This window comes from Janthinobacterium sp. GW823-FHT03B06, assembly GCF_058796955.1.
In genome coordinates, this window is record NZ_JBXAJE010000001.1 from 1,198,494 (window position 1) to 1,212,426 (window position 13,933).

A 13,933-nucleotide genomic window follows, 5' to 3' on the forward strand; every position below is an offset into this window, starting at 1 on the left:
GCTGCAAGAGCCCCTCCCCGGTCCGAAGAGGGGCTCGTTGTTAGTGAAATGATTGAAGTAGTTAGCGCGGCTTGACTGTCGCGCCCTCCGTGCCGGTCAGCACGGCGTTGGCCCAGTTGCCGCAGACCTGGGCCGGGTGGGCGCCGCGCGCGCCCAGGGTGCGCAAACTGAGCTGGCTCAGGCCGCGCACGTCGATTTCGGGTTTGACCACCCCGGGAGCCGTGACCAGGCCGCTGTCATACAGCAGCCGTTCACCGCTCCAGACCTGGAATTGCAAGCCGCCCGCGCTGCGGCAGCTATCGTCCACGCCCAGGTCGGCGCGCAGCAGATTCCAGTTGCCCGCCAGCTGCAAGTCGATGCGGCTGGCGGGTCCCACGCCGAGGCCCTTGCGGAACCACAGCCCGTTCATGCGCATCTCGGCGGCCTTGCCGGCCGGCCGGTCTTTCGCGACAGTCTTCGGCAGCGCCAGGTCCGACAGATAGCGCTGCACCTCTTCTGCTTCGGCCACGCGGTGTTCTAGCACGCGGAATGCGGACAAGGTCACGGGCGCCACGTCGCTCGCCAGCGCCGCGTCGAACGCGCGCGCCACCGGCCCGGCTTGCGCCGCCGTCACCATCGGGTCGGTGGATGCGGCGCCATCGCCTTCCGGATTTTGCGTGCTCATCACGCGGAAGCGCAGCAAGCGCCCGGCCGTGGCGGGGAAATTGATCGTCTGCGTACCCTCTTGCAATTTGAGCGTGCCGCGCGCAAGCGCCGCGCCCCACTCGCCGTTGTTGTCGCCAATGTAGATTTCGTAATCCCGCACCTGGCCATGCTTCCAGTGCTGATCGTTGCGCGGCGCCAGTTCGATGCCATCGACGAGGCGGCGTTCCGTAAAGCCGATCACCCATTCATGCGGTCCGCTCTTCACGGACGGACTGCGCACGGTGCGGAACCACGTCTCGGGCTTGCCGTCGAAGGCGTTTTCCAGCGGATAGCCGCTTTCTTCCGCAGGACGCGCCACCACCTGCATGGCGTCGGCCGGCAAGGCGCGGCCCGGCACGGGGGCGACGGGGAAGTCGGCATCGATACGCGCCACGCCCAGCGCGCCGGCCACCTGCAAGGCCAGGGGCTGGCGGATATCCTGCGCCGCTACCTTCACGTGCAGGGTGCCCTGGCGGTCGGCAGGATCGAAGAACCAGGCATCAAGCGCCTTGTCGTAGGCGGCGCGGTCGGCGGATGCCGCGAGCAGCCGTTCGCCCGCCTTGACGGCGGCAGGTCGCTGGCCCGCCAGCATGCGCAGCGCATAGCCGCGGCGCGCTTCCTGGCCCTGGTACTTGCCATCGACGGCGCCGATGTCGACCTGCACGTCGGCGCCCGTCTGGCGCATGCGGATGATTTGCTGGCTGAAGGCGCCGCCCTGGTACTGGCGCGTGTTGCCGTCGTCTTCATACAGGGTGTATTCGGAATCGCCGTGCGGGTAGATATCGAGGGTCAGCTGGTCCTTCGGTTTCTGGCCGTCGTACAGCATTTCCGGATACATGGGCAGGATGGCGCCGGCGCGCACGAACACGGGCAGCTTGTCCAGGGTCACCTGCATATCGAGGTCGCGCCCTTTCGCGTCCGCCGTGGCCTGGCGGCCATCCCAGTAGTCGTACCACGTGCCTTGCGGCAGGTGGATGCCCTTGCGCCAGCCGCCGCTGACGGCCTGGCTGCGGTAGACGGGTGCCACCAGCACGTCGCGGCCCAGCAGGAATTGATACTTATACGCTTCCGTGTAGGCGGCCGGGTCTTGCGGATAATCCCACATCAGGCCACGCACCAGCGGCGCGCCCGATTGCTCCGCTTCGCGCACCAGGGTGTACATATATGGCGTCAAACGCATCTTGAGCTTCAGATAGCGGCGGTTGATGTCGCGGTACGGTTGCTCAAACCACCACGGATGCTTGCGCTCGGCCGCGGCCCAGCCGGACATGCCCATCAGCACGGGCGTAAAGCTTTTCCACTGCAAGTCGCGCAGATAGGTTTCCGGGCTGCCGCCGAAGATGGCGTCCACGTCGCCCGAGGCATACGCCTGGCCGGACAGGCCCGAGCCGATCAGGGTCGGAATGTGCCAGCGGATGTAGTCCCAACTGGCGCTCTGGTCGCCCGTCCACGCCACGGCATAGCGCTGGATGCCGGCCCAGCCCATCACCGTCCACAAAAACGGGCGGCTGTCGGAGTTGTTCAGGATGCCGTCGTACGCAGACTTGTTCGCATCCATGGCAAACTGGTAGCCCTTGCCCGTCCACGCCACGTCCAGCTTTTGCACGCGGCTGCCCGCCTGGCCCACTTCCCAGGCGATCTTGTCGACGCCGTTTTCCGTCCACAGGCCCGTGCGGAAGCCATAGCCGGCCAGGCCCTTCACCGTTTCCGGCAAGTTCGTGTAGCCGCAGCCATAGCCGTCGTTGGGCAGTATCCAGCCGCCTGGCATGTCGTGTTCGCGGTACTGGCGCGCCACGGTTTCCACCACGTCCGGCGTCTTGCCGGTGGGGCCGTCAGTCCAGCCTTTGGGCACGGAACCGGGCTTTTTCACGTTGTCGCCATCGTTGTAGCAATCGGCGTCGCCGTATTCGAGCGCCCAGCGCGGCAGCATGCGCGCGCGGCCCGTCAATTCCGTGTAGCGGGCGACGACGTCGCGCAAGTCCTTGCCGACGAAGAAATACGCATCGAAGCGCCCTTCCGCGTGCTGCAGCGAGATCTGTTCCTTGTCGCGCAAATCGTAGTGCCCGTCGGACCAGGTATTGCGCAGCACGCCCCAGCCTCGTGAACTCATCAAGAATGGCGCGGGATTCGGGCGGTCGCCCTCTTCCCAGCCGCCCGAATACGACACGGGCACCTGCTTGCCCTTGAATTCGAAGCGCCCATTTTGCTGGCCGCCGCCGAAATAACGCTCGCCCGGCTGGCTCGACAGCACCTGCACGCCCTGCTTGTCGTCGAGCGACAGCGGCTGCACCTCGCGCCACAGCGGCACCGCATCGCCCTTGCGGTACAAGGTAAGGCGCAAGGGCTTGCGGTCGATGCGCAGGTTCAGGGCTTCGGTGCTGATCAGGATATGGTCGGGATGCTCGCTGATCTCGTATGCCACTTGCGCGGCGGGCTGGCCCACGACGATGGGCGCGGCCTTGTCGCCGGGACCCGTCAAGCCCCCCTTGCCGCCCGCCTGGATGCGCAACACGTCCGCCTGCGGCAGGCTGATACGCAGCTGCATGCCCGTGTCGCTGCGCAGATCCCAGCCCAGCGCCTCGCCCTTGGCCACGTCGGCCGCATGCACGGCGGAGAGCGACTGCAGATTGCCGATGGGCGCGGCTTGCAGGCCAGGAGCGGCCAGGGTGGCAAGGGCAGCGAGGACACAGGCGGCAAGGGCGCGGCGGGGAAGCGGGAGAGGTTTCATCTGCGGGCTTTCAGAAAATCGAAGTGATGGAAATACTTTAAGAAGAAAAATAAATATCGTCAATCAAAAGAAAGTTCCTGGACCGATTTATTAATAAAATGCCCAGAATTGGCGCATTTTTCTTACGTTTCACCAAAATGTCACAAAACATACTTTCGTTATCGTCGCATTTCAGCGACAGGCGGCGGCACGACTGGGTTTCATGCGGCAGCGCAACATGATTGATGTCCAGAAAAGCACCAGTTCGACGCCATTATTTCGCAAGCCACACAACTATTTACTTTCGTTTTACTTTCGTATTTGACTTTTCGAAATTTAGTATTTATGCTTTCTCCAACAAACACTTTACTGACCTCTCATGACTACCCTTCTTCAGCGTGACATTCAAACCTGGCGCGACATCGGCGGCCTGCACACGGCCGAGGAAATCGCCCATCAGCCCGCCATCTGGCGCGCGCTGGCCGGCATTTTGCGCAAGGAGCAAGCCAGTCTGGCCGCCTTCCTGGGCGACGCGCTGTCCCATCCACAGCAGCGCGTGATCCTGACGGGCGCCGGCAGCTCGGCGTATGTGGGCGAAATCGTCGTCGACACCTTGAATGCGGCCTGGCCCGCGCAGATCCGCGCCATCGCCACCACGACTTTGTTGACGCACCACGAGCTGTACCTGGAGGCGGATGCACCCACCCTGCTCGTCTCGTTTGCCCGCAGCGGCGACAGCCCGGAAAGCCTGGCGGCCGTGGAGCTGTTGCGCCAGGTCGTGCCCGGTGCGCGCTTCCTGAACATCACCTGCAACGCCGATGGCAAGCTGGCGCGCCAGGGCGCCAACGACAGCAATACATATAACTTGCTGATGCCGGAAGGCAGCTGCGACCGCGGCTTCGCCATGACCAGCAGCTTTAGCAGCATGCTGCTGGCGGCCCTGTCGGTACTGGGCAAGGACGTCGACGTGGCGCGCCTCGAGACCCTGGCGCAGCTGGGCGAAGACGCCCTGCGCGACTGGTCGGCTCCCGTGGCGGACCTGGGCTCGCAGCCGGTACAGCGCGTGGTCTACCTGGGCAGCGGCCCGCTGGAAGCGCTGGCCAAGGAAGCGGCATTAAAAATCCTGGAATTGACGGGCGGGCGCGTGATGGCCATGGCGAATACGCCGCTGGGCTTCCGCCATGGCCCGAAATCGGCAGTCACCACGGAGTCCTTGGTGATCCTGCTGCGCAGCAGCAAGCCATTGGCGCGCCAGTACGAAGACGACTTACTGCAGGAACTGCAGCGCGACAGCGTGGCGCAGACGTGCCTGACGGTGGGCATCGGCGGCGACTTATCTGCCAACTTGGCGGCCGACGCGCCGGCCTGGCCCGACGCCTGGCTTGCCCCGCTGTGGCTGCTGATGGCGCAGCAATATGCGCTGCACCAGTCCGCGCTGCTGCAACTGCGCCCCGACAATCCATTCGCCGGCGGCATCGTCAACCGTGTCGTGCAGGGCGTCACCATCTATGGCCATGACCAATTCTAATTCCATCCAGGGCTTTCACGGCATCGACATCGGCGGCAGCAAGATGGAGCTGGTCGCCTTTGCCGACCGCGACGGCGCGCTGACCGAAACGTTCCGCGAGCGCGTGGCCACGCCGGGCGACGATTTTGCCGCCTTCGTGCAGGCGATCGTCGACCTGGTGGCGCGCGGCGACGCCGCCCTGGGCACGACGGCGCCCGTCGGCATCGGCTTGCCCGGCGTGATCGACAGCGCCAGCGGCCGGCAACTGAGCTCCAACGTGCCGGCCTTGAACGGCCGCCTGGTGGCGCAAACCCTGCAGCAAGCCTTGCAGCGCCCAGTCGCCATCGGCAACGATTGCCAGTGCTTCGCCCTGTCGGAAGCGCAAGGCGGCACGGCCGACCATGCCGCCAGCATGTTCGGCGCCATCCTCGGCACGGGCGCCGGCGGCGGCTATTGCGTGGGCGGCCAGCTGCTGCGCGGCTTGAACGGCGTGGCCGGCGAATGGGGCCACTGGAGCCTGCCCGCCACCCTGCTGGCGCAGCACGGTTTGATCGATTACGCCTGCCCGTGCGGCAAGGCTGGCTGCCTGGAACGCTACGTCTCCGGCCCCGCCATGAGCAAGCTCCACGCGCATTTCGGCGGCGACGGCGCCGAGCCGCTGGCCATCGTGGCACGCGCCAACATGGGCGACGCCGTGGCCGAACGCACGGTGGCCGTGCACCTCGACGTGCTGGGCCACGCGCTGGCCGGCCTGGTACTGGCCTACGACCCGCACGTCATCGTGCTCGGCGGCGGCCTGTCGAAATTGCCGCACCTGTACGACAAGCTGCCGGCCGCCGTGAAGCGCCACCTGTTCCCCGGCGTGCACGTGCCGCCCATCCTGCCGCCCCGCTTTGGCGACGCCGGCGGCGCGCGCGGCGCGGCCCTTTTGATACGACAACATATAAAGGCGTCAACATGATGAAGCAAGCGGAAAACCCGGGTTTTACCCTGTCGCCCATCCAGCAAGTGATCAAGGCGCACCGCCGCGGCGAGCGCGTGGGCCTGTACGCCGTCTGCTGCAGCCACCCGAGCGTACTGCGCGCCGCCATGCGCGTGGCCAGCGAGTACGACACCGTGCTGCTGGTCGAAGCGACCTCGAACCAGGTCGACCAGTTCGGCGGCTACACGGGCATGACACCAAACGTTTTCCGCGACACCATGCTGGCACTGGCCCGCGAACAGGGTTTCCCGACCGAGCGCCTGGTGCTGGGCGGCGACCATCTGGGTCCGAACGCCTGGCAGCACCTCGACGCGGCCACCGCCATGGCCCACGCCGAGACCCTGATCGCCGCGTATGCGTCGGCCGGCTTCCATAAAATCCACCTCGATTGCAGCATGCGCTGTGCCGATGATCCCCTGCAGCTCGACGATGAAACCGTGGCCGCCCGTTCGGCGCGCCTGTGCATCGTCGCCGAAACGGCGGCCGCCGCCGCCGGCTTCGCGCCGCCCGTCTACGTGATCGGCACGGAAGTGCCGGTTCCCGGCGGCGAAGCGTCCTTGGCGCAGGCCGGCGCCGTCACCAGCCCGCAAGCCGCGCGCCGCACCCTCGACGTGCATTGCCGCGCCTTCCTCGACAACGGCCTGCACGACGCCTGGCGCCGCGTCATCGCCATGGTGGTGCAGCCGGGCGTCGATTTCGACCAGAGCAGCATCCAGCACTACGATGCGCAGGCCGCCGCCGAGCTGTCGGCCTTCGTGGCCGAGCAGCCTGGCCTCGTGTTCGAAGCCCACTCGACCGACTACCAGCGCGAATCGGCCCTGCACGCCATGGTGCGCGACCATTTCGCCATCCTGAAAGTGGGCCCGGCCGCCACCTTCGCCCTGCGCGAAGCGCTGTTCGCCCTGTGCCAGATCGAGGAAGAACTGCTGCCGGCGCACGCCACCTCGCAGCTGATGCAGGTGCTCGACGACGTGATGGTGGCCAAGCCGAAGAACTGGATCAAGCATTACCTGGGCACGCCGGAAGAACAGCGATTGATGCGCCGCTACGGCTTGAGCGACCGTTGCCGCTATTACTGGGGCGAGCCGGAAGTGGCGGCCGCCTTCGGCAAGCTGCTGGCCAACCTCGATGCCGTGGCGATTCCGCTGCCGCTGCTGAGCCAGCATTTGCCGGAACAGTATCTGGCCGTGGTGCAGGGCAGCCTGAAAGCGGAAGCGCCAGCCTTGATCGAGCACAAGATCGGCAGCTTGCTGGCGCAATATGCGCGCGCCTGCAACCGCAATGCGGCAGTGGCCGTCATTGCCGAAGCGGCAATCTGTTAAGCTCGGTATTTTCATTTTTTACTGAGCCCGCCACCATGCGAAATACCAGCCAACGCCGTGAATCCATCCTCCAAATGCTTGCCCAGCAGGGCTCGGTGCAGGTGACCGATCTGGTGGAAAAGCTCGGCGTGTCCGCGGTCACCATCCGCAGCGACTTGAATGCGCTGGAAGCGCAAGGCATGGCCACGCGCAGCCACGGCGGCGCGACCCTGACGCGCACGCCGCCGCCCGAGCATACGATACGCCAGAAGGATGCCATCAACCACGAGCAGAAGGAGCGCATCGGCGCCTACGCGGCGCGGCTGGTGGAACCGGGCGACAACATCATCATCGACTCGGGCACCACCACCATCTCGCTGGCGCGCCATCTGCGCGACGCCACCGGCGTGACGGTGGCCACGAATGGCCTGAACATCGCGTGGGAGCTGGCCGACGCGCCCGGCGTGGACCTGATCCTCACGGGCGGCCTGCTGCGCAAGCAGTCGCTGTCGATCCAGGGCAGCCAGGCCGAAACCTGCTTGCAGGCCTACAGCTTCGACAAGCTGTTCCTGGGCGTGGACGGCTTCGACCTGCAGTTCGGCGTCACCACCCACCACGAAGCGGAAGCGAGCCTGAACCACAAGATGGTGGAACGGGCCAAGAAAATCATCGTCCTCACGGACGCCTCGAAGTTCGGCCGCGTCAGCCTGCACCGCATCGTGCAGCTGGACCGCGTCGATACCGTCATCACCGATGCCAGCATCAGCCAGGAATACCGCGAAGGGCTGCACAAGCTGGGCATCGAACTTTTTATAGCGGAATAACACATGCTGAGCGGCAGAATCCTTACCCCATCTGGCTGGATCACGGGCACCATCACTTTTGACCAGCGCATCGTCCAGATACAGGAAGACCCTGCCGCCGACAGCGCGCTCACCATCCTGCCCGGCTTCATCGACCTGCACGTGCACGGCGCGGCCGGCGTCGACATCATGGAGGGCGCAAACGCGGGCGCCACGGTGGCGCAGGTGCATGCGCGCCACGGCACCACGGCCCTGCTGGGCACCACACTGACGGCCAAGGAGCCGTCGATCGTGCGCGCGCTGCAAGGACTGGCCGGCGTTATCGCCGAACGTCCCGCCAACGGCGCGCGCATGCTGGGCGTGCACCTGGAAGGACCGTTTTTGAACCTGCACCGCCTGGGCGCGCAGCCGCCCGACGTGGTGCAAGCGAGCCTGGCGCTGGTGCAGCGCTTCCATGCCATCGCCCCGATCAAGGTCTTGACCATGGCGCCGGAAATCCCCGGTCACCTGGAGCTGATCCCGCAACTGGCGGCGATGGGCATCCGCGTGCAGATCGGCCACAGCGCCGGCACGTATGACGATGGCGTGGCCGCGCTCAAGGCCGGCGTCTCGGGCTTTACCCACCTGTACAACGGCATGACGGGCATGACGCACTACGACCCGGGCATGGTAGGCGCGGCGCTCGCGCATGCCGAATATGCGGAAATCATCCCCGACCTGCAGCACGTGGCCAAGGGCGCCCTGCGCGCGGCCCTGCGCGCCATCCCGCGCCTGTACGGCGTGACCGACGCCACCTCGGCCACCGGCATGCCCGACGGCGAATACGGCCTGGGCACGCAGCGCGTCTATAAATGCATGGGTTGCGTGCGCCTGGCCACGGGCTCGCTGGCCGGCAGCGTGCTGACCATGGACCAGGCCCTGCGCAATTTCGTCGACCTGGGCCTGGACCTGGCCGACGCCTCGAACCGCCTCTCGCTGTACCCGGCCGATTATCTGGGCGAATCCGAACGGGGCCGTTTGGCACCGGGCGCCTGGGCCGATATCGTCGTCCTCGATTCCACACTACAGCCCGTGTCTGTCTTCGTCGAAGGCGCGGCCATCGATCTTTCCATCCGCTAGATTCCGTCTCTAGAACCAGCCCCCAACCTCAACCCCGTCCCGGAGTTACCATGCACGACACGTCACACAAGGCCCCCGTGTGGGCCATGCGCTACCTGCTATTTATTGCCGGCATGGGGGGATTGCTGTACGGCATAGACATCGGCATCATCGCCGGCGCCCTGCCCTACCTGGAATCGACGGCCTCCGTGGCCTGGAAACTGACGGCCCAGCAGCTGAGCTTTATCGTCGCCGCCGTGCTCCTGGGTTCGGTGCTGTCGTCGCTGTTCGCCGGCGCCCTGGCCGATATCCTGGGCCGGCGCTGGGTGATGTTCCTGGCCGGCGCCCTGTTCAGCGCCAGCATCCCGCTGATCGCCCTGGCCGACGGCTACATGCCGCTGCTGCTGGGCCGCCTGCTGCAAGGCATCAGCGGCGGCTTGATCGGCGTCGTCGTGCCCCTGTACCTGGCCGAATGCCTGCCCGCGCAACAGCGTGGGCGCGGTGCCGCTCTGTTCCAGCTGCTGCTGACCATCGGCCTGGTAGCGGCCGCCCTGATCGGCCTGCTGCAGGCGCAGACGGTGGAAACGGCCACGCAAGCGGCGCAGTCGTTGCCGGAAGCGGGCCGCATCGCCGCCATCTTCGCCGCCAAGGACCACGCCTGGCGCAGCATCTTCTGGGTCTGCCTGGCGCCTGGCCTCGTATTCACCATCGGCGCCCTGCTGCTGGCCGAATCGCCGCGCTGGCTGGCGCGCCGCGGCCGCGTCGAACAGGCGCGCCAGTCGCTGCTGCGCACGCGCCTGCCCGCCGCCGCCGACCTGGAACTGCGCGAAATGCTCGACACGCCCGAGAACGCGGCCAAGGCCAGCGGCAATGCCAGGGCAAAAGACCCGCTCTTGAGCCGCCGCTACGTGCTGCCCTTCCTGCTGGCCTGCCTGATCCTCGCCTGCACGCAGGCGACGGGCATCAATTCCATCCTCGCCTATGTCGTCAATATCCTGAACCAGGCGGGCCTGTCGGGCGCCTCGGCCAACATGGCGGACGTGCTGTTGAAGGTACTGAACGCCGTGATGACGGTGGTGGCCGTGCTGCTGGTCGACCGCAAGGGCCGCAAGTTCCTGCTGATGCTGGGCACGGGCGGCATCGTCGTCTCGCTGCTGGCGGCCGGCTTGCTGTTCCGCGGCGCCGAAGCCCACCTGGCCGACGTGCGCCCCGCCATCGCCGCCCAGGTGCAAAACGACGGCCTGGCCGTGCACCTCGATGCGGCCACCTTGACGGCCCTGGGCGCGGCCGCCGACGGCACGCCGCAGCAGCTGACCATCGCCTACGCCTACGGCCCGTTCACCAACGTGAAAAGCCTGCGCAGCGACGACCCCGTGCTGCGCCAGGTGACGATCGCCCGCGAAGACGCCGTACAGGCCGACAGCGTGATCGGCGTGTTCTTCCGCAAGCTGCACCTGAACCCGTTCGCCGACCCGGCCGCCGGACGCGAGGCGCCGCTGCGCATCGAGAAGGCCAGCCTGGGCCCCGTACCCCCGTCCACGCACGGCTGGCTGGTGGCGATCGCCATCTGCGTGTTCGTCTCCAGCTTTGCCGTGGGACCGGGCGTGTGCGTGTGGCTGGCCCTGTCCGAGCTGATGCCGACCCGCATCCGCTCGAACGGCATGAGCATCGCCCTGCTGGTCAACCAGTTCGTCTCGACCGTGATCGCCGCCATCTTCCTGCCGACCGTGGGCTTGCACGGTTATTCGACCCTGTTCTTCTTCGGCGCCGGCTGCACCGTGCTGTATTTCCTGGCGGCCGCGTTTTTGTTGCCGGAGACCAAGGGCAAGACGCTGGAAGAGATCGAGGCGCACTTTTCCAAGTAAGCCCGAGTAACCAACTGTAGCAGTCTCCTTTCCAGCCCCGGCCCACCGTCCGGGGCTGTTTTTTTGCTTGCCGGGCAAGTTGACAGGGCTGGCGCGCACGGTAGCGTACGGTTTTCCTTCTGGAATCACGGGCGCGTGGGCTAGAATCTGGCTGCGTCGTGCTACTCACGAGGCGGCAATGGCGCCATGACAAAAACCACCAGGAGACACAGTGAGCTTATTTAGAACCAAGAATTTGGATGACATGATTGCCCACAGCAAGAAGCCGGGAGGTCTGGCCAAGGTGCTGGGGCCGTTCGACCTTGTGCTCATGGGCATCGGCGCCATCGTCGGCACCGGTATTTTCGTACTCACCGGCACGGGTGCGCTGACCGCCGGCCCCGCCCTGTCGCTGTCCTTCGTCGTGGCGGCCGTCGCCTGCTGCTTCGCCGCCCTGTGCTATGCGGAATTCGCCTCCACCGTGCCCGTGGCCGGCTCCATCTACACCTACAGCTATGCCACCCTGGGCGAGCTGGCCGCCTGGATGATAGGCTGGGACTTGCTGCTCGAATACGGCCTGGCCGCAGCCGCCGTCTCCGTCGGCTGGTCCGGCTATTTCCAGTCGCTGCTGTCGGGCTTTGGCATCGCGCTGCCCGTGGCCCTGACGGCCGCGCCGGGCGCCCTGCCCGGCGTGACCACCTTCATCAACCTGCCGGCCCTCGTCATCATGCTGCTGCTGACGGCCATGCTGGGCTGGGGCGTGCGCGAATCGGCGCGCCTGAACAACATCATGGTGGCCATCAAGGTGGGCGTGGTGCTGCTGTTCATCATCTTCGGCGCGCGCCACGTGCAGCCGGCCAACTGGCAGCCCTACATGCCGTTCGGCTACCACGGCATGCTGAGCGCCGCCGCCCTCGTCTTCTTCGCCTTCATCGGCTTTGACGCCGTCACCTCGGCCGCCGAGGAAGTCAAGAAGCCGTCGCGCGACCTGCCCATCGGCATCATCGGCTCGCTGGCCGTGTGCGCCGTGCTGTACGTGGTGGTTTCGGCCATCATGACGGGCATCGTGCCGTATCAGAAATTCCTCGGCGTCGACCATCCCGTCTCGCTGGCCCTGCAGTATGCGGGCGAAAACTGGATCGCCGGCTTCGTCGACCTGGGCGCCATCCTCGGCATGACCACCGTGATCCTCGTGATGGCCTTCGGCCAGACGCGCATCATCTTCGCCATGTCGCGCGACGGCTTGCTGCCCAAGCGCCTGTCGACCGTGCACCCGCGCTTCCACACGCCGTTCTTCGCCACCTGGCTGGTCGGCATCGTCTTTGGCCTGATCGCCGCCACGATCCCGCTCAACATCCTCGCCGAGCTGATCAACATCGGCACCCTGGCCGCCTTCACCATGGTCTCCGTCGCCGTGGTGGTGCTGCGCAAGAAGCGTCCCGACCTGCCGCGCGCATTCCGTTGCCCCGGCGTGCCCTTCGTGCCGGCGCTGGCCGTGATCCTGTGCGTAGGCCTGATGACTTTCCTCAGCTGGGTCACCTGGATGGCTTTTTCCATCTGGCTGGTGATCGGCCTGGCCATCTATTTCGGCTACGCGCGCCGCCGTTCGCTGCTGCATCCGCAACAGTAAGCCCGTCACTGCGCCATCGCAGTAAGATGGCGGTCACGCAACCGTGCAGGCCGCCATCCATGCAACCTTCCCCCGACCTTATCGCCCAACTGGACCAGAGCACGGACCAGCTCAAGCGCGCGCGCCTGCGCAACATGCAGTGGCTGGCCGCCGGCCTGCTGCTGCTCGCCGCGCTGGTCTTCGCCGTTGCCCGCTCGCAACGGGGCGGCCATCCCGCATGGGGCTATGTGGAGGCATTCGCCGAAGCATCGATGGTGGGCGCGATCGCCGACTGGTTCGCCGTCGTCGCCCTGTTCCGCCACCCGCTTGGCATTCCCCTGTGGCATACGGCCATCATCCCCAACAGCAAGGCGGATATCGGGCGCAGCCTGGGCGCCTTCGTGGAAAACCATTTCATTACCGAGCAAGGCATCGCCGAGCGCATCGTGCAAGCCGATCCCGCTGCCCGCCTGGGCGCCTGGCTCAGTGACGAGGTCCATGCGCGGCAGCTGGGCATGGCCAGCGCCGGCGTGGTGAAACAGCTGCTGGCGATGGCCGACCACGACACGCTGGGCCGCCTGCTGCGCGAGCAGGCCAGCGCCTACCTCGGTCAATTGAATGTATCGGACGTGGCGGCCGACTGCATCGATGCGCTGATCGCCGACGGCAAGCCGCAGCAATTGCTGGACTTCCTGCTCGACCGGGGCGCCGCCTACCTGGACGACGAGGCGCACCACGCCGCCATCGGCGACTTCGTGCTGGGCGCCTTCCAGATCGAAAACACGCTGGTGAAAAAGGCCGTGAAGGCGTACGAGCCGCGCATGATCGCCTCGCTGCAAAAATTCGCGCTCGCCGTGCGCATCGACCCGGCTCACCCGCTGCGCCAGCGCATCGCCGGCTGGATCGCCGACAGCGCGCTGCACCTGAAGGCCGACCCGCAGTGGCAGGACACGGTGCGCCGCTACCAGCTGCAGCTGATCGCCAGCGATACGGTGCAAGCGATGCTGGGCGAGCTGTGGGACGCCATCCGCGCGCGCCTGCTGGCCGACCTGCACGCCGACGCGCCCGTGCTGGCGCAAGCCGTCGCCAGCCTGGCGCGCAACACGGGTCAGGTGCTGGGCAAGGACGAGCATGCCCGGGCATGGCTGAACGGCGCCATCGTCGCCGGCAGCGGCGCGCTGGTGCGGCGCTACCGGGGCGAAGTGGGCGCCTTCATCGCCGCCCGCCTGGACTTGTGGAGCAAGGAAGAAATGAGCGAGCGCATCGAACTGGCCATCGGGCGCGACCTGCAATTCATCCGCATCAACGGCACCATCGTGGGCGGCCTGGCCGGCCTGCTGATTCATGCCGTCAGCCAGGCGGTGTAAGCGGGCTTTTCCAGCGCCAGCGCCTGGCGCG

General features: G+C 66.4%; 9 protein-coding genes. 8 read left to right on the plus strand and 1 reads right to left on the minus strand.

All coding sequences use genetic code 11. The annotated features are described in order from the left end of the window. Nucleotides 1–61: 61 nt before the first annotated feature. Complete coding sequence (locus tag AC1RBA_RS05440; RefSeq protein ID WP_492417054.1) at nucleotides 62–3,412, minus strand: TIM-barrel domain-containing protein; 3,351 nt, start codon at nucleotides 3,410–3,412, stop codon at nucleotides 62–64. A gap of 358 nt (nucleotides 3,413–3,770) precedes the next feature. Here AC1RBA_RS05440 and AC1RBA_RS05445 point away from each other — a divergent pair, with 358 nt between their 5' ends. From AC1RBA_RS05445 to AC1RBA_RS05480, 8 genes are all read left to right on the plus strand, one after another. Continuing rightward, a complete protein-coding gene (locus tag AC1RBA_RS05445; protein WP_492417055.1) occupies nucleotides 3,771–4,919 on the plus strand; it encodes an AgaS family sugar isomerase in 1,149 nt (382 codons plus the stop codon). Beyond that, the gene (locus AC1RBA_RS05450; RefSeq protein WP_492417057.1) at nucleotides 4,906–5,859 is read left to right on the plus strand and encodes an ROK family protein; all 954 of its coding nucleotides are present in this window, start codon (nucleotides 4,906–4,908) and stop codon (nucleotides 5,857–5,859) included. The genes AC1RBA_RS05445 and AC1RBA_RS05450 overlap by 14 nt, the downstream gene beginning before the upstream one ends. Beyond that, entirely contained in the window at nucleotides 5,859–7,202 is a 1,344-nt protein-coding gene (locus AC1RBA_RS05455; RefSeq protein WP_492417176.1) for a D-tagatose-bisphosphate aldolase, class II, non-catalytic subunit, read from the plus strand. The genes AC1RBA_RS05450 and AC1RBA_RS05455 overlap by 1 nt, the downstream gene beginning before the upstream one ends. Before the next feature lie 35 nt (nucleotides 7,203–7,237). After that, complete coding sequence (locus AC1RBA_RS05460) at nucleotides 7,238–8,005, plus strand: DeoR family transcriptional regulator (protein WP_070223655.1); 768 nt, start codon at nucleotides 7,238–7,240, stop codon at nucleotides 8,003–8,005. Nucleotides 8,006–8,008: 3 nt separating this feature from the next. After that, nucleotides 8,009–9,103, plus strand: coding sequence for an N-acetylglucosamine-6-phosphate deacetylase (locus tag AC1RBA_RS05465; RefSeq protein WP_492417059.1), 1,095 nt, complete (start codon nucleotides 8,009–8,011; stop codon nucleotides 9,101–9,103). Between the two features lie 50 nt (nucleotides 9,104–9,153). Further along, entirely contained in the window at nucleotides 9,154–10,947 is a 1,794-nt protein-coding gene (locus tag AC1RBA_RS05470) for an MFS transporter (protein ID WP_070313619.1), read from the plus strand. Between the two features lie 211 nt (nucleotides 10,948–11,158). Next, nucleotides 11,159–12,556, plus strand: a complete 1,398-nt coding sequence (gene bcaP, locus AC1RBA_RS05475; RefSeq protein ID WP_070313618.1) for a branched-chain amino acid transporter BcaP — start codon at nucleotides 11,159–11,161, stop codon at nucleotides 12,554–12,556. Nucleotides 12,557–12,615: 59 nt separating this feature from the next. Further along, nucleotides 12,616–13,902: a DUF445 domain-containing protein gene (locus AC1RBA_RS05480; RefSeq protein WP_492417061.1), complete on the plus strand. Its 1,287-nt coding sequence runs from the start codon at nucleotides 12,616–12,618 to the stop codon at nucleotides 13,900–13,902. The last annotated feature ends 31 nt before the right edge of the window (nucleotides 13,903–13,933 follow it).

Coding starts and splice junctions, on each gene's coding strand:
- AC1RBA_RS05440 (WP_492417054.1), bottom strand. CDS start 3,412: ATGAAACCTCTCCCGCTTCCCCGCCGCGCCCTTGCCGCCTGTGTCCTC.
- AC1RBA_RS05445 (WP_492417055.1), top strand. CDS start 3,771: ATGACTACCCTTCTTCAGCGTGACATTCAAACCTGGCGCGACATCGGC.
- AC1RBA_RS05450 (WP_492417057.1), top strand. CDS start 4,906: ATGACCAATTCTAATTCCATCCAGGGCTTTCACGGCATCGACATCGGC.
- AC1RBA_RS05455 (WP_492417176.1), top strand. CDS start 5,859: ATGAAGCAAGCGGAAAACCCGGGTTTTACCCTGTCGCCCATCCAGCAA.
- AC1RBA_RS05460 (WP_070223655.1), top strand. CDS start 7,238: ATGCGAAATACCAGCCAACGCCGTGAATCCATCCTCCAAATGCTTGCC.
- AC1RBA_RS05465 (WP_492417059.1), top strand. CDS start 8,009: ATGCTGAGCGGCAGAATCCTTACCCCATCTGGCTGGATCACGGGCACC.
- AC1RBA_RS05470 (WP_070313619.1), top strand. CDS start 9,154: ATGCACGACACGTCACACAAGGCCCCCGTGTGGGCCATGCGCTACCTG.
- AC1RBA_RS05480 (WP_492417061.1), top strand. CDS start 12,616: ATGCAACCTTCCCCCGACCTTATCGCCCAACTGGACCAGAGCACGGAC.